The organism is Mycobacterium lepromatosis (assembly GCF_000975265.2).
Lineage (GTDB): Bacteria > Actinomycetota > Actinomycetes > Mycobacteriales > Mycobacteriaceae > Mycobacterium > Mycobacterium lepromatosis.
In genome coordinates, this window is record NZ_CP083405.1 from 1,499,084 (window position 1) to 1,518,939 (window position 19,856).

The window sequence follows — 19,856 nt, forward strand, 5'->3', positions numbered from 1 at the left end:
CTGATGACTACGCTGCTGTGGTTCGCCTCCGTCGCTGACGGTAATTCCGCACTGATCGGGAGCCTGCTCTGCGATTCCAAGGCTGTGGTGGAAGACCAGTGGGCGTCGGTGGAGCAAACGTCTCAGGAACGCGAACACGAGCACACCGACCTGGCACCACCACCAATGCCTTGCGGGCGCAGAGCGTAACCATAGACGTCGATTACTGCATACTGCCAAGCAAAAATTCATCACCCCCGGCCACAGCCAAATGCCTCCACGATACGGTGACTGGGGCGTCCACCGCACGGGTAGTGATCGTGTATCGTCGATGCACGACACGGTCTGTAGGAGCAATCTTATCGACACGCTTTGCCTGGTTTCGTTGCTAGGCATCCGCAACCTGGTGTTCGGTGTTCGCGGTCAACAAGATGTATCTGATCAATTGGGATCGCGAGAGATGCGAGTCGATTTGAGACTAATTCCATGCCTTGGCGGCCAGCCTTGACTTCCAGGACCATGATCTTCATCACGATTGTTGCGCAGCATGGTGACCCAATTAGACCAAACGTTGTGGTATACCAGGCCAGCGGCGTTATCGCACTTCGAGGAGGTTTAAGTCGCCGGTGAACGCAAGCTGGTAGATGTGTGGTTCCCCATATCAATACGTTATTCGGTCACTCATCCATGAGCATCGAGAACACGCAACTACGTCGGCACGGTGGTCAGCGGGGGTGATGCGGTCGGGGGGACGAAGTAGTCGTACTGCCGATTGACAAGATTCCCCGGATCACATTCGAGACGAACTTCACTGTTGGCGAAAACCAGCTTACTGAACACCGGCTTGGCGCGGTCTGTCTCGAACATTCCGCGTCCGCGGAAGTGAGTTCGGGGGTTAGGTTGGCATCGGTGCTTCCTTCCATTGTGAGCAAACAATGGAAGGAAGCACCGTAATAAAGGCATACCTGGGGCATGGGCCGCGCCGGTTTGGCAGAAAAATTTCCTTTGAAATGCAGTAACGCTGGTGCCCCCGGCAGGATTTGAACCTGCGGCCTTCTGCTCCGGAGGCAGACGCTCTATCCCCTGAGCTACGGGGGCGCACAGATAACATGTTGCGCCAATGGGCTCCAGTAGATTAGCTCATCGGGATAGCTGGGCGGTATTATCCAGTTCGTCCCCGCAAGCGGGAGGTGTCTCCACTGCAGACGGCTACACCGTCTGCATCATTGCAGGGCTGGCAGCTACCGCGACGGATTCGGGTGTGATGGCCACAGCTCATAGGATGGAAGTTCGTGACCCCTGCCGATTTGTCCGAGCTGCTAAAAACAACTGCTATTTTCGTGCTGGCCAAGCGCGGGCTCGATGCCGACGCGTTGCCGCAGACGGTCACCGTGGAGCGGCCGCGAAATCCTGAGCACGGCGATTACGCCAGCAACCTGGCCATGCAGCTGGGAAAAAAAGTCGGCGCAAACCCGCCTGAGCTGGCCGGATGGCTTGCCGAGGTGCTGGCGCAGGCTGACGGCATCGCGGACGTAGAGGTGGCGGGGCCCGGCTTCATCAACATGCGTCTTGAGGCGTCGGCGCAGGCCATGATTGTCAACACCGTCATCAACGCCGATAAAAGCTTCGGCCACTCCGATGACCTGGCCGGCTATCAGATCAACCTAGAATTCGTCTCCGCCAACCCGACTGGACCGATTCACATCGGCGGCACCCGGTGGGCAGCTGTCGGGGATGCACTGGGTCGATTGTTGTCGACGCAGGGTGCCGCCGTGGTGCGTGAATACTATTTCAACGACCACGGCGCCCAGATCGACCGGTTCACCAACTCTTTGATCGCCGCGGCCAAAGGCGAGTTCACCCCGGCCGACGGCTACGCAGGCACTTACGTCACCGACATCGCTGCGCAGGTGATGCAGCAGGCGCCCTATGCGCTTAGTCTACCCGAATCCGAGATGCGCGAAACCGTACGCGAAATTGGCGTCGACTTGATGTTCACCCATATCAAAAAGTCGTTGCACGAGTTCGGCACCGATTTCGATGTCTACACCCACGAAGACTCGATGCATACCAGCGGTCGGGTCGCTGAGGCCATCGCCAGACTTCGCGAGACCGGTAATATCTACGAAAAGGATGGTGCACTCTGGTTACGCACCAGCGCTTTTGGTGACGACAAGGACCGTGTCGTGATCAAGAACGACGGTAAGCCGGCCTATATCGCTGGTGATCTTGCCTACTACCTGGACAAGCGGCAACGCGGTTTCGACTTGTGCATCTACATGCTTGGTGCCGACCACCACGGGTATATCGCCCGACTCAAGGCTGCTGCCGCCGCATTCGGTGATGACCCGGCCACCGTCGAGGTGCTCATCGGACAGATGGTGAATCTGGTTTGCGACGGACAGCTGGTCCGGATGAGCAAGCGCGCAGGCACCGTGATTACGCTCGACGACCTGATCGAGGCGATTGGCGTCGACGCCGCACGCTACAGCATGATCCGCTCGTCGGTGGACACTCCGATCGACATTGACTTGGCATTGTGGTCTTCAGCCTCGAACGAAAACCCTGTCTATTATGTGCAATACGCTCATGCTCGACTATCGGCACTGGCCCGCAACGCGGCCGAACTCGGCCTGATTCCCGACACTGGACACCTCGAGCTGCTCAGCCACGACAAGGAAGGTGCACTATTGCGCACCGTCGGTGAATTTCCGCGGGTGCTCAAAACCGCTGCTGCACTGCGTGAACCACACCGGTTATGCCGTTACCTGGAAGACCTCGCCGGCGACTACCATCGGTTCTACGACTCCTGCCGGGTATTGCCCCAAGGTGACGAACAGCCCACCGACCTGCACACTGCGCGTCTGGCCCTGTGTCAGGCCAATCGTCAGGTTATTGCCAACGGGCTGGCGATCCTCGGAGTCAGTGCTCCGGAGCGGATGTGAACGTCCGTCCCGCCGGTCCCCGGCACGCTGAAGAAACCCGTCACACCGCGACTTCACAGCGGCCGCAACCTTCAGATAGTCTGTTGCGATTGGCATCAAATGTTTGGCCGCGCAACATTACTCGAGACGAAAACGGAGTGGTTTGCATTGCTGGAAGTAAGCTGACCGACCTTGCCGAGGAGTACGGGACTCCGCTGTTCGTTATCGACGAAGATGACTTTCGTTCCCGTTGCCGGGAGATTGCGGCGGCATTCGGTGGCGGAGAAAATGTGCACTATGCCGCCAAGGCCTTCCTGTGTACCGAGATAGCTCGGTGGATCGACGAGGAAGGTCTTTCGCTCGACGTGTGCAGCGGCGGCGAGTTGGCTGTTGCGCTGCACGCTTCCTTTCCTTCAGAGCGGATTACCTTTCACGGCAACAACAAATCGGTCACAGAGTTGAGCGATGCAGTCAAAGCCGGAGTGAAATATATCGTTTTAGACTCGACGACTGAAATCGAGCGCCTCGACGCCATCGCGGGCGAAGCGGGCATCGTCCAAGATGTCCTGGTGCGCTTGACTGTCGGTGTAGAGGCGCACACTCATGAGTTCATCGCCACTGCACACGAAGACCAAAAATTCGGACTGTCGGTGGCCAGCGGTGCGGCGATGGCTGCAGTCCGCCGGGTACTCGCGACCGATCATCTGCGACTGGTTGGACTGCATAGCCACATCGGTTCGCAGATCTTCAATGTTGCCGGCTTCGAACTTGCTGCACACCGTGTCATCGGCCTATTGTGTGATATTCTTGGCGAGTTTGATCCGGAGAAGACAGCCCAGCTATCGATCGTTGACCTCGGTGGTGGCCTGGGGATCTCGTACTTGCCGGACGACAACCCACCGCCGATAATCGAGCTGGCGGCCAAGCTGGGTGCTATCGTGAGCAACGAGTCAGCAGCCGTGGGGCTGTCGGTGCCCAAATTGGTGGTCGAGCCTGGACGGGCCATCGCCGGACCGGGCACCATCACGCTGTATGAGGTCGGCACTATTAAGGACGTTGATGTGAGTGCCACCGCTCACCGGCGCTACGTCAGCATCGACGGGGGAATGAGCGACAACATCCGCACCGCGCTCTACGACGCGCAATATGACGTCCGACTTGTTTCGAGAACTAGCGATGCGCCAGCGGTACCGGCCAGCATCGTCGGAAAGCATTGCGAAAGTGGCGATATCGTTGTACGTGACACCTGGGTTCCCGATGATTTGCAGCCTGGAGACCTGGTTGGGGTGGCCGCAACCGGGGCCTACTGCTATTCGTTGTCAAGCCGTTACAACATGATCGGCCGTCCCGCTGTGGTTGCGGTGTGCACGGGGCAGGCTCGTCTGATCCTGCGCCGGGAGACGGTCGACGATCTGCTGAGTCTGGAAGTGAGGTGACCTGTGTTCGGTGATGAAAGGACGGTCGGTGTAGCGGTACTCGGGTTGGGCAATGTCGGTAGCGAAGTTGTTCGCATTATCGAGGGCAGCGCTGACGACCTCGCGGCTCGCATCGGCGCTCCACTAATGCTGCGTGGCATTGGGGTGCGCCGTGTCGCCGTCGACCGCGATGTTCCGGTCGGCTTGTTGACCAACAACATTGAAGAACTCGTCTCCCGTGCGGACGTCGACATTGTTGTTGAAGTGATGGGGCCAGTTGCGCTGTCTCGCAAGGCTATCCTGTCAGCGCTCGAACATGGCAAGTCCGTTGTCACGGCGAACAAGGCGTTGCTGGCCGCCTCCACTGGTGAATTGGCTCAGGCAGCCGAAAGAGCTCATGTCGACTTGTATTTCGAAGCGGCAGTAGCAGGTGCCATCCCGGTAATCCGCCCATTGACTCAGTCGCTGGCCGGTGACACCGTGTTGCGGGTGGCCGGTATCGTGAACGGCACCACCAACTACATCTTGTCCGCGATGGACAGCACCGGTGCCGATTATGACAGCGCGCTGGCCGGTGCAAGCGCGTTGGGCTACGCCGAGGCCGATCCCACGGCGGATGTCGAAGGCCATGACGCTGCGGCTAAGGCCGCGATCCTGGCATCGATCGCCTTTCACACCCGGGTAACTGTCAATGATGTCTATCGCGAGGGCATCACCAAGATCACTCCGGCCGACTTCGTGTCGGCGCGGGCGTTAGGTTGCACTATCAAGCTATTATCTATCTGCGAGCGTATCACCGCCGACGACGGCCAGCAACGAGTTTCGGCCCGTGTGTATCCGGCGCTGGTTCCTATGTCACATCCGCTTGCCACGGTCAGCGGAGCGTTCAACGCCGTGGTGGTGGAGGCCGAGGCTGCCGGGCGGCTGATGTTCTACGGCCAGGGCGCCGGTGGCGCTCCTACTGCCTCGGCGGTGACTGGTGACTTGGTAATGGCGGCGCGCAACCGAGTGCTCGGCAGCCGCGGTCCAAAAGAATCCAAGTATGCTCAATTACCTATGGCACCAATGGGTTTCATTTCTACTCGGTATTATGTGAGTATGAATGTAGCCGACAAGTCTGGCGTATTGTCTTCGGTAGCAGCAGAATTCGCAAAGCGCGAGGTAAGCATCGCTGAGGTTCGTCAAGAAGGTGTGGTGGATGACGGTGGACGACGGGTGGGAGCCCGTATTGTAGTGGTCACCCATGGCGCCACCGATGCCGCGCTCTCCGACACTGTCGATGCGTTGGCTGACTTAGACGTCGTGCAGGGTGTCACAAGTGTGTTGCGACTGGAAGGAATCAGCCTGTGAGCGGCCAGCAGACGACCACCCACCAGCCCTGGCCGGGTGTGATCGCGGCGTACCGAGACCGACTACCAGTGGGTGACGATTGGACCCCGGTTACCTTGCTAGAAGGCGGCACGCCGCTCATTGCCGCCCCCAGACTGTCCGAACAGACTGGTTGCACGATTCACCTCAAGGTGGAGGGCCTAAACCCCACCGGCTCATTCAAAGACCGGGGCATGACGATGGCGGTGACCGATGCACTGGCCCGCGGGCAGCGGGCCGTGTTATGCGCGTCGACGGGAAACACCTCGGCGTCGGCGGCGGCATACGCTGCCCGTGCCGGTATCACCTGTGCGGTGTTAATTCCGCAGGGCAAGATTGCGATGGGCAAGCTCGCGCAGGCGGTCATGCATGGCGCCAAGATCATCCAGATTGATGGTAACTTCGACGATTGCCTGGAACTGGCTCGCAAAATGGCCGCTGATTTTCCGATGATCTCGTTGGTCAACTCGGTCAACCCAGTGCGAATCGAAGGTCAAAAGACCGCGGTGTTCGAGATCGTTGACGCGCTAGGCGCTGCACCACACGTACATGCCCTTCCGGTCGGCAACGCCGGGAATATCACTGCGTACTGGAAAGGATACACCGAATATCACGCCGATGGTCTGATCGACAGGCTGCCCAGAATGTTAGGTACTCAGGCCGCGGGCGCGGCTCCCCTGGTACTCGGCGAGCCGGTGAGCCACCCCGAGACCATCGCTACTGCGATTCGCATCGGCTCGCCGGCGTCATGGACGTCGGCCGTCGAAGCCCAGCAGCAATCCAAGGGGCGATTCCTTGCCGCGACGGATGAGGAGATTCTGGCTGCATATCATCTGGTGGCACGTGCTGAAGGCGTCTTCGTCGAACCCGCATCGGCGGCCAGCATCGCCGGCCTCCTCAAAGCCATCGATGGCGGCTGGGTGGCTCGTGGGTCAACTGTGGTGTGTACGGTAACTGGCAACGGCCTGAAGGATCCCGACACGGCGTTGAAGGATATGCCGAGCGTGTCTCCAGTGCCTGTCGATGCTGCCGCCGTTGTCGAGCAGTTAGGGTTGGTCTAGTGGTGATTGCAAGTGCGACGCAGTCGGGTGCGGTGGGTCGTCACTCTTTAGGCTCAGTGAAAGGTTGTTGGTGACCTGGATGCTGCTGCCTGCTGGTCTGGTGGCGAGCGCCGTAGTGGCGGCATCTAGCGCTAACCTTGGTCCGGGTTTTGATAGCATCGGTCTGGCCTTGAGTCTTTGTGACGAAATCGTGGTAGAGACAACAGATTCTGGCTTGGTTGTTGTCGTCGACGGCGAGGGATCCGATCAGGTGCCGATGGGCCCTGAACATCTGGTGGTGCGTGCCGTCCGACGCGGTCTACAGGCCGTCGGTGTGAGCGCGGCTGGCCTGGTAGTGCGCTGCCGTAACGCTATCCCGCACTCCCGTGGTCTCGGCTCCTCCGCAGCGGCTGTGGTCGGTGGCCTAGCAGCAGTGAACGGCTTTGTTGCCCAGATTGATTCGACACTGCTAAGCGACGCTCAGCTAATCCAGCTTGCGTCGGAGTTCGAGGGTCATCCCGACAACGCGGCGGCTGCAGTATTGGGCGGTGCGGTGGTTTCGTGGATTGACCGCAGTTGTGATCGACCTGACTACTGCGCGGTACCGCTGCGGCTTCATCCCGATATCCATCTCTTCGCCGCTATTCCCGAGGAGCGCTCTTCAACCGCGGAAACTCGGGTGCTGTTGCCTGCCCGGGTCAGCCACGACGACGCGAGATTCAATGTGAGTCGTGCCGCGTTGTTGGTGGTAGCGCTCACCGAACGGCCGGATCTGCTAATGGCCGCTACAGAAGACGTGCTTCATCAGCCGCACCGCGCCTCGGCGATGTCAGTCTCGGCAGAATATCTGCGACTGTTGCGGCATCATGATGTGGCAGCGACGCTTTCTGGAGCGGGTCCATCCCTAATTGCCTTAAGCACACAGTCGGAGTTGCCCCAGGAAGCGGCAGAGTACGGCGCCGCAAACGGATTTATCATCACTAAGATGACCGCCGGCGAGGAAGTGCGCTGGCGGCCAGGGGTCACAGTTCCCGGTTAATCCACACCGTTGTCGGCGGGTTTGCTTGCTTCCGGCAAGGAAGCGGGCTATTCTTGGACCTGTCCAGCAATTGCAGAATCTGCATGTGTATCCATACTGTGTTGACGCTAGGACAACACTAAATTCTTTTCGTGGACGAGGTTCGCCGTTTGGGCCGCCGATCTTGGCGATCACCGTTAATTAGAGTCGATGATTTGGGCGCGTTCAGCACTTTGGCTGAATGCAACGACTCCTCGTATGACGTGATCAGCGAGGGAAGAAAGGAAATCCGTGACTGAAACGGACCTCATCACGGTTGGCGAAAACACTGATAGCACAGAGTTGTCGAACGCCGTGAGTACAGACACTCCAGACGTCAAAGCCACTGCGGCCACCACGTCACTGGGATCGCTGTCCGCGATGGTACTTCCTGAACTGCGGGCGCTGGCCAATCAAGTCGGTGTTAAGGGCACGTCGGGTATGCGTAAGAGCGAACTAATCGCCGCAATTGAGGAAAGCAGGGGGCAAGCCAACGGCATGTCGGTCAACGATGACCCATCGCGAGATCACGGCGGATCCGAAACGGCGATCAGCACCGAAGCACTGCCCGCCCAGGAGGAACAGAACTATGCGATCGTCGAGGCGTCCCGCCGGGAACGACGCGGTGCTTCCCGTGAAGCGGGTGCCACGGTCGGCACTGGCACAGTAGAGGCCACGGAATCGGATCGTCAGGGCACTGCTGGTGATGAGACTGGCACCCCCCTCCAAGGGAGCCAATCGGACACCAAGACCCAAGAGCGCGGACCAGATGTGGATAGCGATCAGGGTGTTGACCAGCAGAATTCGGGTTTGCAGCCGCGCGGTGACGATGACGGCGAGGGCCGCCAGGGCAGGCGCGGACGCCGGTTTCGCGATCGCAGGCGGCGCGGTGAGCGGTCCGGCGACGGTGCCGAGGCCGAATTGCGTGAGGACGACGTCGTCCAGCCTGTCGCCGGTATCCTTGACGTTCTCGACAATTATGCGTTCGTTCGTACCTCTGGTTATCTAGCTGGTCCGCACGATGTCTATGTGTCTATGAATACGGTGCGCAGGAACGGCTTGCGTCGGGGTGACGCAGTGACCGGAGCGGTTCGGGTGTCCCGAGAAGGTGAGCAGTCCCACCAGCGCCAGAAGTTCAACCCGCTGGTGCGTTTGAACAGCATTAACGGTGGATCGGTCGAAGACGCTAAGAAGCGGCCCGAGTTCGGCAAACTGACACCGTTGTACCCCAATCAGCGGCTTCGTCTGGAAACCACGCCCGATCGGTTGACCACCAGGGTTATAGACCTCATCATGCCGATCGGCAAGGGTCAACGCGCGTTGATCGTGTCGCCGCCCAAAGCCGGTAAGACCACGATCCTGCAGGACATTGCCAACGCGATTACCAGGAACAATTTGGAATGTCACCTGATGGTTGTGCTGGTCGACGAGCGACCTGAAGAGGTCACCGACATGCAGCGTTCAGTCAAGGGTGAGGTCATCGCTTCGACATTCGATCGGCCGCCGTCGGATCATACTTCGGTCGCCGAGCTGGCTATTGAACGCGCCAAGCGGCTCGTTGAGCAGGGCAAAGACGTTGTCGTGTTGCTCGACTCGATCACCCGCCTGGGGCGCGCCTATAACAACGCGTCGCCGGCCTCGGGTCGCATCCTCTCCGGTGGTGTCGATTCCACCGCGCTTTACCCGCCTAAGCGATTCCTTGGCGCCGCTCGCAACATCGAGGAAGGTGGGTCGTTGACCATCATCGCCACAGCGATGGTCGAGACTGGGTCCACCGGAGACATGGTTATCTTTGAGGAGTTCAAAGGCACCGGTAATGCCGAACTCAAGCTGGACCGCAAGATTGCCGAGCGACGGGTTTTCCCCGCTGTGGACGTCAACCCTTCCGGTACTCGCAAAGACGAGTTGTTGCTGTCGCCTGACGAGTTCGGCATCGTGCACAAGCTACGTCGTGTGTTGTCGGGTCTGGATTCCCACCAGGCCATCGACTTGCTGATGTCGCAGCTACGCAAGACCAAGACAAATTACGAATTCCTGGTGCAGGTATCCAAGACGACGCCAGGTTCCATGGACGACGATTAGCGGCCCACGCCGGTGGTGAAGTACGGCGAGCAATGGCTCGACACAGCTACCACGCACGTGACACGCCGACGTACGTCGGCGTAGCTGCTATTTGGCGAAATCGGGATTGTTGTAGGGTCAGTAGTACAGCCGGTTTCGTCTTGGTCAATTGGTCGGGAATAATGCACGGGCGCATCTGGGTTTTTGGGGTGGTAGCGGTTGACCTGGCATAATTGGCGGTCGGCCACCACCGAACCACCTCAGGTTTTCGGAGTTCCTGCCTGGCCGCCGGATCAACACGGGGACCCGGGCGGTAGACGACCAAATAGGACATCATGAAAGCTGACATTCATCCCGCTTACGAGGAGACCACCGTGGTCTGCGGATGCGGCAACATCTTCCAAACGCGCAGCACCAAGCCGGGAGGACGCATTGTGGTCGAGGTTTGCTCGCAGTGCCACCCGTTTTACACGGGCAAGCAAAAGATTCTGGACAGCGGCGGCCGGGTTGCCCGCTTCGAAAAGCGCTACGGCAAGCGCAAGGTTGGGGTGGACCAGGTGGCTGCTTACCCGGAGCAGAACAACAAATAGCTGGCTCACTGCCGTCCGAGCTGTGCCTGAACCTGCACAGGTCGGGCGTCGGTTTGTGTTTGGTGGTAGCAGTTTGCGGTAGGAGTTGATATGACGCAACCCGTGCAGTCGATCGACGTGTTGCTTGTCGAACACGCCGAACTTGAGCTTGCATTGGCAGACCCGGAACTGCATAGCAATCCCGCCGAGGCGCGCAGAGCCAGACGTCGGTTCGCCCGACTGGCCCCGATCGTGGCCATGCACCGTAAGCTGATATCGGCGCGCGATGATCTGCAGACCGCACGTGAACTCGCTGCCGACGATGAGTCGTTCGCTGATGAGGTCGCCGAACTGGAATCACGGATAGCCGAACTAGATACCCAACTCACTGACATGTTGGCGCCACATGACCCGCATGGTCCTGACGATATAGTGCTTGAAGTGAAATCCGGCGAGGGCGGTGAAGAGTCGGCCTTGTTTGCTGCTGATCTTGCGAGGATGTACATCCGCTATGCAGAACGGCACGGTTGGACGGTGACGGTGCTGGACGAAACCACCTCGGATCTGGGCGGTTATAAGGACGCGACGTTAGCGATTTCTCATAAAGGTGCCAATGATGGCGGCGCTGTTGACGGGGTGTGGTCACGAATGAAGTTCGAAGGCGGGGTGCACCGGGTGCAACGGGTACCAGTAACCGAATCCCAGGGTCGTGTGCATACTTCAGCGGCGGGCGTGCTGGTCTATCCAGAACCTGAGGAAGTCGGTGAAGTGCAGATCGACGAGTCGGATCTGCGTATCGATGTCTACCGGTCCTCAGGCAAAGGCGGCCAAGGCGTTAATACAACCGATTCCGCGGTGCGGATCACTCATCTACCCACAGGGATTGTTGTCACCTGTCAAAACGAACGGTCGCAGCTGCAGAACAAGACACGTGCGTTGCAGGTGTTGGCCGCCCGCCTGCAGGCAATGGCTGAGGAGCAAGTACTAGCCGACGCGTCGGCGGATCGGGCCAGCCAGATTCGCACGGTGGACCGTAGTGAACGCATTCGCACCTACAACTTCCCAGAGAACCGTATCACGGATCACCGCATCGGTTACAAGGCACACAATCTCGATCAGGTCCTAAACGGTGACCTGGATGCGCTTTTTGACGCGTTAAATGCTGCTGACAAGCAGTCAAGGCTGCAACAGGCATGACCACTCGGCTGCGGCGTGCGATTGATTCTGCTGCGACGCAGCTCGCGGAAGCTGGGATCGGTTCCGCGCGTTGCGATGCCGAGCAGTTGGCCGCTCACCTGGCTGGCACCGACCGCGGTCGGCTGGCCTTACTTGACACGCCCGGCGACGAGTTTTTCGGGCGTTACCGCGACGCCGTTGCTGCGCGGTCACGGCGGGTGCCGTTGCAGCATCTCATCGGGACGGTGTCGTTCGGGCCAGTAGTGCTACATGTCGGCCCGGATGTGTTCATACCGCGCCCAGAGACCGAGGCCATATTGGCCTGGGTGATGGCACAGCGGCTTCCGGCGCGGCCAGTGATTGTGGATGCGTGTACTGGATCTGGCGCTTTAGCGGTCGCGCTGGCTCAGCATCGGCCTGCGGCACGGGTGATTGGCATCGACGACTCTGATGCGGCTCTGGACTACGCACGCTGCAACGCCGAGGGCACCGCAGTAGAACTTGTGCATGCCGATGTCACCACCCCGGCCCTTTTGCCTGAACTTGATGGGCGCGTTGACCTCTTTGTGGCCAACCCGCCCTACGTTCCTGACGACCCAGTCGCGCAATGCCTTTTGGAACCTGAAGTGAACCAATATGATCCGCGTCACGCGGTATTTGGCGGGCCGGATGGAATGGCGCTGACGGCTGACATTGTCGGTCTTGCCGGGCGTTGGCTGCGCCCTGGTGGCTTATTCGCCGTCGAGCATGACGACAGCACGTCGGTGCCAACGCTTGACTTGGTCTACCGAACGGATCTTTTCGACGACGTTCTAGCCCGCCAAGATCTGACTGGTCGACCGAGGTTTGTGACGGCCCGCAGGCGGGCAAGCGGAGCGCATGAATTGCGTCGCGACGATGCAGAGCGTAGCTGCTGAGGAGCAGTGGCGCGCATGAATGAGGTTTTCAATTGTGCTGACCCGGACCAGCGTGCGCGCGGGATCGCTTCGGCCGTCGCGGCACTCAAGGGTGGCCGACTGGTTGTCATGCCGACGGACACCGTCTACGGCATCGGCGCCGACGCCTTCGACCGCGCTGCAGTGGCCGCACTGCTGTCGGCTAAGGGACGAGGACGTGACATGCCGGTGGGTGTCCTAGTGGGCTCCTGGCACACCATTGAAGGTCTGGTCTATACGATGCCTAACGGGGCCCGTGAGCTGATCCGTGCATTCTGGCCGGGCGCGCTGAGCCTGGTGGTGGTGCAAGCGCCATCGTTGAACTGGGATCTCGGCGATGCGCGCGGCACCGTGATGCTGCGAATGCCGTTGCATCCGGTTGCCATCGAATTATTGTGTAAGGTCGGGCCGATGGCGGTTTCTAGTGCCAACATCTCCGGTCAGCCGGCAGCGGCCGACGCCGACGAAGCGCGGAGTCAACTTGGAAAGCTGGTCGGAGTCTACCTCGATGCCGGTCCGTCCGCGCAGCAGGCCGCCTCGACTATCGTCGACCTGACTGAAGCAACCCCGCGGATCCTGCGGCCCGGTCCAGTGAGCGTTGCGCGGATCGCGGAGGTGCTGGGGGTGGCTCCCGCGAGTCTGATCGCCTAACTGGTCGGCGCGGTTAGTCGGGTCTCAGATTGGTACAGTACGTTCGCGAGATGTCCAGCGACCTAGCCAGCTTTGCCAGTGGTTTGCTCGCCTTGGATCGTGGCGCTGGTGTTCCGCTGCGTGAGCTTGCATTGGTCGGCCTGACCGCCGCGATCATCACTTATTTCGCAACTGGGCTGGTAAGGGTGTTAGCCACCCGCTTGGAAGCGGTCGCCTATCCGCGTGAACGCGATGTTCATGTGACACCAACCCCACGGATGGGTGGGTTGGCCATGTATCTCGGCGTTTTGGCTGCTGTCTTTCTGGCGTCTCAGCTTCCGGCGCTTACCCGCGGGTTCGTCTATTCCTCGGGTATGCCCGCGGTACTGGTGGCTGGTGCGGTGATCACGGGTATCGGGCTGATCGACGACCGTTGGGGTCTGGACGCACTGACGAAGTTTGCGGGTCAGATCACCGCGGCCAGCGTGCTGGTCACCATGGGCGTTGTTTGGAGCGTCCTCTATATCCCGCTGGGTGGCGTCGGCACTATCGTGTTGGATCAGACATCCTCGATTTTGCTCACCTTGGCGCTGACCGTGTCGATCGTTAATGCGATTAACTTCGTCGACGGACTCGACGGACTGGCCGCCGGGTTGGGGCTCATTACCGCGATGGCAATTTGCATATTCTCAGTTGGCTTGCTCCGTGACCACGGCGGTGACGTGTTGTTTTATCCGCCGGCGGTGATTTCGGTGGTGCTTGCGGGCTCCTGTCTGGGTTTCCTGCCGCACAATTTTCACCGGGCCAAGATTTTTATGGGTGATTCCGGGTCTATGTTGGTTGGTCTGATGCTCGCGGCGGCTTCTACGACCGCTGCTGGACCGATCTCGCAGAACGCTTACGGCGCTCGCGATGTGTTTGCTCTGCTGTCGCCGTTCCTGTTGGTGGTGGCGGTTATGTTTGTGCCTATGCTCGACTTGCTGTTGGCGATCGTGCGTCGTACTCGCGCGGGTCGTAGCGCCTTTAGCCCCGACAAGATGCATTTGCACCATCGGCTGCTGCAGATCGGACACTCGCATCGGCGTGTGGTGCTACTGATCTACCTCTGGGTGGGTATCGTCGCATTCGGTGTGGCGAGCACGATTTTCTTCAACCCGCGTCACACCGGCGCGGTCATGTTGGGCGCACTTGTGATCGCTGGCATGGCGACGGTGATCCCGCTGCTGCGCCGCCGCGACAATTATTAGTATTTAGGGCGACAACATATTAGGACAACGAATAGGGAATTCTACTACAGGTAGTAGTGACGCCTATCGTGTGGTACGCTGCAGTCAGAACCTCGAAACAAATCTTGTGGGTTGCCGCCCCTGCGTATTGGATGCTTGTTCGAGTGCGCTGCTTCACGACCGACACAGGGAGAGCTGCCCCTTGGGTAATTCCAGAGCGACGGTTGCGATACGCTCTGCGGGCCACTGATCGGTCGGTTGAGTGGTTATGGTTCTATCAACCCGGGATTGAGGTAGCTCAGTGACGACATCAGCGCAGAACGCGCCGTTGGTATTTCCCGCTGTTGTTTTCCGTCCGGTTCGACTTTTTATCATCAGCATTGTCTTCACCGGGTTAGCGATGTTCGCTGCCGGTTTGTCCGGTCATCTAATGGTCGCCGTCTTCTTTGGCATCGGGCTGTTACTAGGTTTGTTCAACGCTCTCTTGGTGCGGTGTTCAGTCGAGTCGATCACGGCTCAAGACCATCCGCTGAAAAGATCAATGGCGCTTAATTCTGCGTCACGGTTAGCGATCATCACTGTCCTCGGGTTGATCATCGCATACGCTTTTCGCCCGGCTGGCTTAGGCGTGGTGTTCGGGTTGGCGCTGTTTCAGGTGCTACTGGTGTTATCGACCATGCTGCCGTTCTGGATGAAGAAGCCCCGTCTCGGGGAAGCGGATAGCGGTGTACTCAAAGGATCAGTAGGTGAGGAGCAGCTGCAATGACTGAGACGATCCTGGCCGGAGGTCAAATCGAGGTCGGCGAGCACCACACCACCACCTGGTTTGGGATGGCCGTCAACACCGATACGGTGCTCTCCACTGCGATCACGGCGGCGATCGTAATCGCACTGGCTTTCTTTTTGCGTACCAAGGTCACCTCAACAGGCGTTCCTGGTGGTGTGCAGTTGTTCTGGGAGGCGATCACGGTACAGATGCGCACCCAGATCGAGAGCGCTATCGGCATGCGTATTGCCCCGTTCGTACTTCCGTTGGTGGTCACGATCTTCGTGTTCATCCTGATTTCCAACTGGCTCTCGGTGCTGCCGCTGCAATACACCAACGCAGATGGGCACACCACCGAGGTGCTCAACTCGGCGGCGGCCGATATCAATTACGTTCTGGCGCTGGCGCTTTTCGTCTTTGTCTGCTACCACTTGGCGGGCATTTGGCGTCGCGGCATTGTCGGACACCCAGTGGCGGTGCTTAAAGGTCACGTGGCGTTCCTGGCGCCGATTAACCTGGTCGAAGAAATCGCAAAGCCGATTTCGTTGTCGCTTCGACTTTTCGGCAATATCTTCGCCGGAGGGATCCTGGTTGCCCTGATCGCACTGTTCCCTCCTTACATTATGTGGGCGCCGAACGCGATCTGGAAGTCGTTCGACCTGTTCGTCGGCGCCATTCAAGCATTCATTTTCTCAATTCTGACCATCTTGTATTTCAGTCAAGCCATGGAGGTTGATGACCATCATGACTAAAAACACCACGAATTATCCTGGCCCACAAGCCACTACTTCAAGCCAGGTAGACCGCTACCAGATGTAAGGAGGACAAAGTATGGATCCTATGATCGCTCAGGGTGCACTTATCGGTGGTGGCCTGATCATGGCCGGTGGTGCAATCGGCGCCGGTATCGGTGACGGTATGGCAGGTAATGCGCTGGTTTCGGGGATCGCCCGGCAACCTGAGGCGCAAGGCCGCTTGTTCACACCGTTCTTCATCACCGTTGGCTTGGTTGAGGCGGCCTACTTTATCAACCTGGCGTTTATGGCATTGTTCGTCTTCGCCACACCCGTCAAATAATTTGGTTGTGACGGGTTGTCAATGTGTGAAGTGAGCACGATCTTTCTTGCCGTCAGTCAGACAGCAGAGGAAGGCAAGAGTAGCAACTTCCTCCTCCCGAACGGCACCTTCTTTTTCGTGCTGGCCATTTTCCTAGTGGTACTTGGCGTGATCGGCACTTTTGTTGTGCCGCCGATACTGAAGGTACTGCGGGAACGCGACGCTATGATTGCCAAAACCCTTGCCGACAAAAAGATGTCGGCCGAGCAATTCGCTGCCGCCCAGGCTGACTACGAAGCAGCCATGAAGGAAGCGCGAGTCCAGGCGTCGTTTTTGCGAGACAATGCCCGAGCAGAGGGACGTAAGTCCATCGAAGAAGCGCGTGCCAGCGCGGAGCAGCACGTAATGTCGACGTTGCAAATTGCAGGCGAGCAACTAAAGCGGGAGCGAGACGCGGTGGAACTGGATCTGCGCGCCAACGCAGGCGTCATGTCGGCGATCCTGGCCAGTCGAATCCTGGGCGTTGACATCACCTCCTCCTCTGTGACGAGATAGCGCCAATGTCAACATTCATCGGCCAGTTGGTGGGTTTCGCTGCCATCGTCTATCTGGTGTGGCGGTATGTAGTGCCGCCGATGTGCCGTTTGATGAGAGTTCAGCGGGACGTGGTGCGCCAACAGTTGACCGAGGCGGCCGAAGCCGCAGATCGGCTGGTTGAAGCCAGCCAGGCCCACACCAAGGCCACCGAAGACGCTAAGCTCGAGGCCCAGCGTGTCGTCGAAGAGGCTGTCGAAGACGCCAAGCGCATTGTTGAACAATTGCAAGCCCAGGCTGATGTCGAGGCGGAACGCATCAAGGTACAGGGAGCCCGCCAAGTCGAAATGCTACAGACACAGTTGACCTGTCAGCTTCGCCTGAAGTTTGGCCACGAATCTGTGCGCCAGGCAGCAGAATTGGTGCGCAATCACGTTGCCGATGTGGCGCAGCAGTCAGCCACTGTTGATCGCTTCCTCGATGACCTCGATGCCATGACTCCTAAGGTCGCCGACGTTGAGTATCCGTTGTTGGCGAAGATGCGTTCGGCCAGTCGGCGGGCGCTGGTCAACGTGGCGGATCGGTTCGGCGCCATCGCCAAGAGTCTGGACAATCAAGCGCTATTTACCTTGGCCGGCGAACTGGTGTCGGTTGCCAAAATGGTGTACCGCGAAATCATGGTGACTCGATATCTCACCGTACCCGTCGAGGATGCGTCGCCCCGGGTCAAGTTGATCGAGCGATTGGTATCCGCCCATGTCGGCGACCCGACGATGGAGGTACTGCGAGCAGCCGTATCGAAGCATTGGTCGGCCAACGCCGACCTGATCGATGCCCTCGAACACATCTCGCGCCAAGCGCTATTGGAAGTCGCCGAACGTGACGACCAAATTGACGAGGTCAAAGACCAGCTGTTCCAGTTTTCCCGCATTCTCGACGTTGTGCCGCGACTTGCCAGCTTATTGGATGACTACGCGGTGCCAGCCGACGGTCGGGTTCGGTTGCTGCACAATGTGCTGCAGAGCGCGAGCAGCGTGGTCAACCCGATCGCGGTCGCCCTGTTGTCCCAGACAGTCGAGCTATTAAGAGGTGAACCTGCCGAGGAAGCCATACTGTTTTTGGCCGAAGTTGCCGTGGTTCGGCGTGGCGAAGTTGTAGCGCACGTCGGTGCGGCGGCCGAGATCAGCGATGCTCAGCGCACGCGTCTTACCGAAGTGCTCAGCCGCATCTATGGCCATCCCGTGACCGTGCAGCTGCAAATCGATGCTGCATTGCTGGGTGGGCTCTCAATTGTGGTGGGCGACGAGGTGATCGACGGTACTCTCTCGTCTCGTCTGGTCGCCGCCGAGGCTACGTTACCCGACTGAACACAACCTAGTCACTAATCCGTGCGAAAGACGAAAATCAAGTAGGAAGACGAAAAGTCATGACCGAGTTGACAATCTCCGCTGACGACATCCAGAACGCGATCGAAGAGTACGTAAGCTCTTTCACCGTTGACACGTTCCGTGAGGAAGTCGGTACAGTCGTCGATGTCGGGGACAGCATCGCGCACGTCGAGGGTTTGCCTTCCGTGATGACCCAGGAGCTGCTCGAGTTCCCGGGTGGGATCCTGGGTGTCGCGCTGAACCTCAACGAACACAACGTTGGCGTGGTGATACTCGGTGACTTCGAGAACATCGAAGAAGGCCAACAGGTCAAGCGCACCGGCGACGTTCTCTCGGTCCCCGTGGGAGACGCGTTCATGGGGCGGGTGGTCAATCCGCTTGGCCAGCCGATCGACGGACGCGGAGCTATCGAGGCCGAGACTCGGCGTGCGCTGGAACTTCAGGCGCCCTCGGTGGTCCAGCGGCAAAGTGTGAAAGAACCACTGCAAACCGGGATCAAGGCCATCGACGCGATGACTCCGATCGGTCGCGGACAGCGTCAGCTGATCATCGGCGACCGCAAGACCGGCAAGACTGCGGTGTGTGTTGACACCATCCTTAACCAGCGTCAAAACTGGGAGAGCGGCGATCCCAAGAGGCAGGTGCGTTGCGTGTACGTGGCCATCGGGCAGAAAGGTACCACGATCGCTTCCGTTCGCCGCACTCTGGAGGAGGGCGGAGCGATGGAGTATACTACTATCGTTGCGGCGCCGGCATCAGATTCCGCTGGCTTCAAGTGGCTTGCGCCGTATACGGGTTCGGCGATCGCTCAGCACTGGATGTACGACGGCAAGCATGTGCTAATCGTCTTCGACGACCTCACCAAGCAGGCTGAAGCATACCGTGCTATCTCCTTGCTATTGCGTCGTCCGCCGGGTCGTGAAGCCTATCCTGGCGATGTATTCTACTTACACTCGCGGCTGTTGGAGCGGTGCGCAAAGCTTGCCGACGACCTCGGTGGCGGCTCTCTGACGGGTTTACCGATCATCGAAACCAAAGCCAATGACATCTCGGCCTACATCCCGACCAACGTCATCTCAATCACCGACGGGCAGTGCTTCCTGGAGACCGACCTGTTCAACCAAGGGATCCGGCCGGCCATTAACGTCGGTGTCTCGGTGTCCCGGGTCGGCGGTGCGGCGCAGATCAAGGCCATGAAGGAAGTGGCTGGCTCGCTGCGTCTGGACTTGTCGCAGTATAGTGAGCTGGAAGCTTTCGCTGCTTTTGCCTCGGACCTGGATGCCACCTCCAAGGCACAGCTGGAGCGCGGTGCACGGCTGGTCGAACTGCTCAAACAACCGCAGTACCAGCCCATGCCTGTCGAGGAGCAAGTGATCTCCATCTTTTTGGGCACCGGCGGCCATCTGGACTCAGTGCCGGTCGAGGACGTCAGGCGGTTCGAAACCGAGCTGCTGGAGCACATTCGGGTCACACAAGAGGAAACCTTGACCGAGATCCGGGAGAGTCAGAAGCTCACCGACGAAGCCGCCGATTCGCTCACTGAACTCATCAAAAGCTTCAAGAAGGGTTTCTCGGCAACCGGTGGTGCACCGGTGGTGTCCGACGAGCACGTCGAAGCCCTCGATGAGGAGAAGTTGGGCAAGGAATCGGTGCAAGTGTACAAGGCTATTCCGGCAAAGACTCCGAAGAAAAAGCAAAAATAGCACGCCCAGGTATATAACAGGTAATAGAG

At 59.0% G+C, this 19,856-nt stretch carries 19 protein-coding genes and 1 tRNA gene; 18 read left to right on the forward strand and 2 right to left on the reverse strand.

Features of this window, described 5'->3' with window-relative positions:
• Positions 1-3: 3 nt before the first annotated feature.
• Positions 4-189 carry a hypothetical protein gene (locus tag MLPF_RS07165; RefSeq protein WP_052696440.1) on the forward strand — a complete coding sequence of 62 codons (186 nt, stop codon included), beginning with the start codon at positions 4-6 and terminating at the stop codon, positions 187-189.
• Between the two features lie 498 nt (positions 190-687).
• Here MLPF_RS07165 and MLPF_RS07170 read toward each other — a convergent pair whose 3' ends face one another.
• Entirely contained in the window at positions 688-846 is a 159-nt protein-coding gene (locus MLPF_RS07170; RefSeq protein WP_156147054.1) for a hypothetical protein, read from the reverse strand.
• A 155-nt stretch (positions 847-1,001) separates the two neighbouring features.
• Positions 1,002-1,077, reverse strand: a tRNA-Arg gene (locus tag MLPF_RS07175).
• 194 nt (positions 1,078-1,271) lie between these two features.
• Between MLPF_RS07175 and argS the strand changes: the two genes are divergently transcribed.
• The 17 genes from argS (at position 1,272) to atpA (ending at position 19,827) form a co-directional block, all read left to right on the forward strand.
• Positions 1,272-2,924, forward strand: a complete 1,653-nt coding sequence (argS, locus tag MLPF_RS07180) for an arginine--tRNA ligase (RefSeq protein ID WP_045842922.1) — start codon at positions 1,272-1,274, stop codon at positions 2,922-2,924.
• Positions 2,921-4,339, forward strand: coding sequence for a diaminopimelate decarboxylase (gene lysA, locus MLPF_RS07185; protein ID WP_045842923.1), 1,419 nt, complete (start codon positions 2,921-2,923; stop codon positions 4,337-4,339). Before argS ends, lysA begins: the two co-directional genes overlap by 4 nt.
• Positions 4,340-4,342: 3 nt before the next feature.
• Entirely contained in the window at positions 4,343-5,668 is a 1,326-nt protein-coding gene (locus tag MLPF_RS07190; RefSeq protein ID WP_045842924.1) for a homoserine dehydrogenase, read from the forward strand.
• The gene (gene thrC / locus MLPF_RS07195) at positions 5,665-6,747 is read left to right on the forward strand and encodes a threonine synthase (RefSeq protein WP_045842925.1); all 1,083 of its coding nucleotides are present in this window, start codon (positions 5,665-5,667) and stop codon (positions 6,745-6,747) included. The genes MLPF_RS07190 and thrC overlap by 4 nt, the downstream gene beginning before the upstream one ends.
• 67 nt (positions 6,748-6,814) lie before the next feature.
• Positions 6,815-7,765 carry a homoserine kinase gene (gene thrB, locus MLPF_RS07200; protein ID WP_045842956.1) on the forward strand — a complete coding sequence of 317 codons (951 nt, stop codon included), beginning with the start codon at positions 6,815-6,817 and terminating at the stop codon, positions 7,763-7,765.
• A 270-nt stretch (positions 7,766-8,035) separates the two neighbouring features.
• On the forward strand, positions 8,036-9,865 hold the full coding sequence (rho, locus tag MLPF_RS07205) for a transcription termination factor Rho (RefSeq protein WP_045842926.1): 1,830 nt from the start codon (positions 8,036-8,038) through the stop codon (positions 9,863-9,865).
• Positions 9,866-10,179: 314 nt separating this feature from the next.
• Positions 10,180-10,434 (forward strand): 50S ribosomal protein L31, encoded by a 255-nt coding sequence (rpmE, locus tag MLPF_RS07210; RefSeq protein ID WP_045842927.1) that lies wholly within the window; start codon positions 10,180-10,182, stop codon positions 10,432-10,434.
• Between the two features lie 90 nt (positions 10,435-10,524).
• Positions 10,525-11,610, forward strand: coding sequence for a peptide chain release factor 1 (gene prfA / locus MLPF_RS07215; RefSeq protein WP_045842928.1), 1,086 nt, complete (start codon positions 10,525-10,527; stop codon positions 11,608-11,610).
• A complete protein-coding gene (locus MLPF_RS07220) occupies positions 11,607-12,506 on the forward strand; it encodes a N5-glutamine methyltransferase family protein (protein WP_045842929.1) in 900 nt (299 codons plus the stop codon). The genes prfA and MLPF_RS07220 overlap by 4 nt, the downstream gene beginning before the upstream one ends.
• Positions 12,507-12,521: 15 nt before the next feature.
• Positions 12,522-13,175: an L-threonylcarbamoyladenylate synthase gene (locus MLPF_RS07225; RefSeq protein ID WP_045842930.1), complete on the forward strand. Its 654-nt coding sequence runs from the start codon at positions 12,522-12,524 to the stop codon at positions 13,173-13,175.
• Between the two features lie 50 nt (positions 13,176-13,225).
• On the forward strand, positions 13,226-14,401 hold the full coding sequence (locus MLPF_RS07230) for a glycosyltransferase family 4 protein (RefSeq protein WP_045842931.1): 1,176 nt from the start codon (positions 13,226-13,228) through the stop codon (positions 14,399-14,401).
• A 280-nt stretch (positions 14,402-14,681) separates the two neighbouring features.
• The gene (locus MLPF_RS07235) at positions 14,682-15,146 is read left to right on the forward strand and encodes an ATP synthase subunit I (RefSeq protein WP_045842932.1); all 465 of its coding nucleotides are present in this window, start codon (positions 14,682-14,684) and stop codon (positions 15,144-15,146) included.
• Entirely contained in the window at positions 15,143-15,898 is a 756-nt protein-coding gene (atpB, locus tag MLPF_RS07240; RefSeq protein ID WP_050039058.1) for a F0F1 ATP synthase subunit A, read from the forward strand. The genes MLPF_RS07235 and atpB overlap by 4 nt, the downstream gene beginning before the upstream one ends.
• 79 nt (positions 15,899-15,977) lie before the next feature.
• Complete coding sequence (locus MLPF_RS07245; RefSeq protein WP_045842934.1) at positions 15,978-16,223, forward strand: F0F1 ATP synthase subunit C; 246 nt, start codon at positions 15,978-15,980, stop codon at positions 16,221-16,223.
• A 21-nt stretch (positions 16,224-16,244) separates the two neighbouring features.
• On the forward strand, positions 16,245-16,757 hold the full coding sequence (locus MLPF_RS07250) for a F0F1 ATP synthase subunit B (RefSeq protein ID WP_045842935.1): 513 nt from the start codon (positions 16,245-16,247) through the stop codon (positions 16,755-16,757).
• Positions 16,758-16,762: 5 nt separating this feature from the next.
• A complete protein-coding gene (locus MLPF_RS07255) occupies positions 16,763-18,103 on the forward strand; it encodes a F0F1 ATP synthase subunit B/delta (protein ID WP_045842936.1) in 1,341 nt (446 codons plus the stop codon).
• Between the two features lie 59 nt (positions 18,104-18,162).
• The gene (gene atpA / locus MLPF_RS07260; protein WP_045842937.1) at positions 18,163-19,827 is read left to right on the forward strand and encodes a F0F1 ATP synthase subunit alpha; all 1,665 of its coding nucleotides are present in this window, start codon (positions 18,163-18,165) and stop codon (positions 19,825-19,827) included.
• The last annotated feature ends 29 nt before the right edge of the window (positions 19,828-19,856 follow it).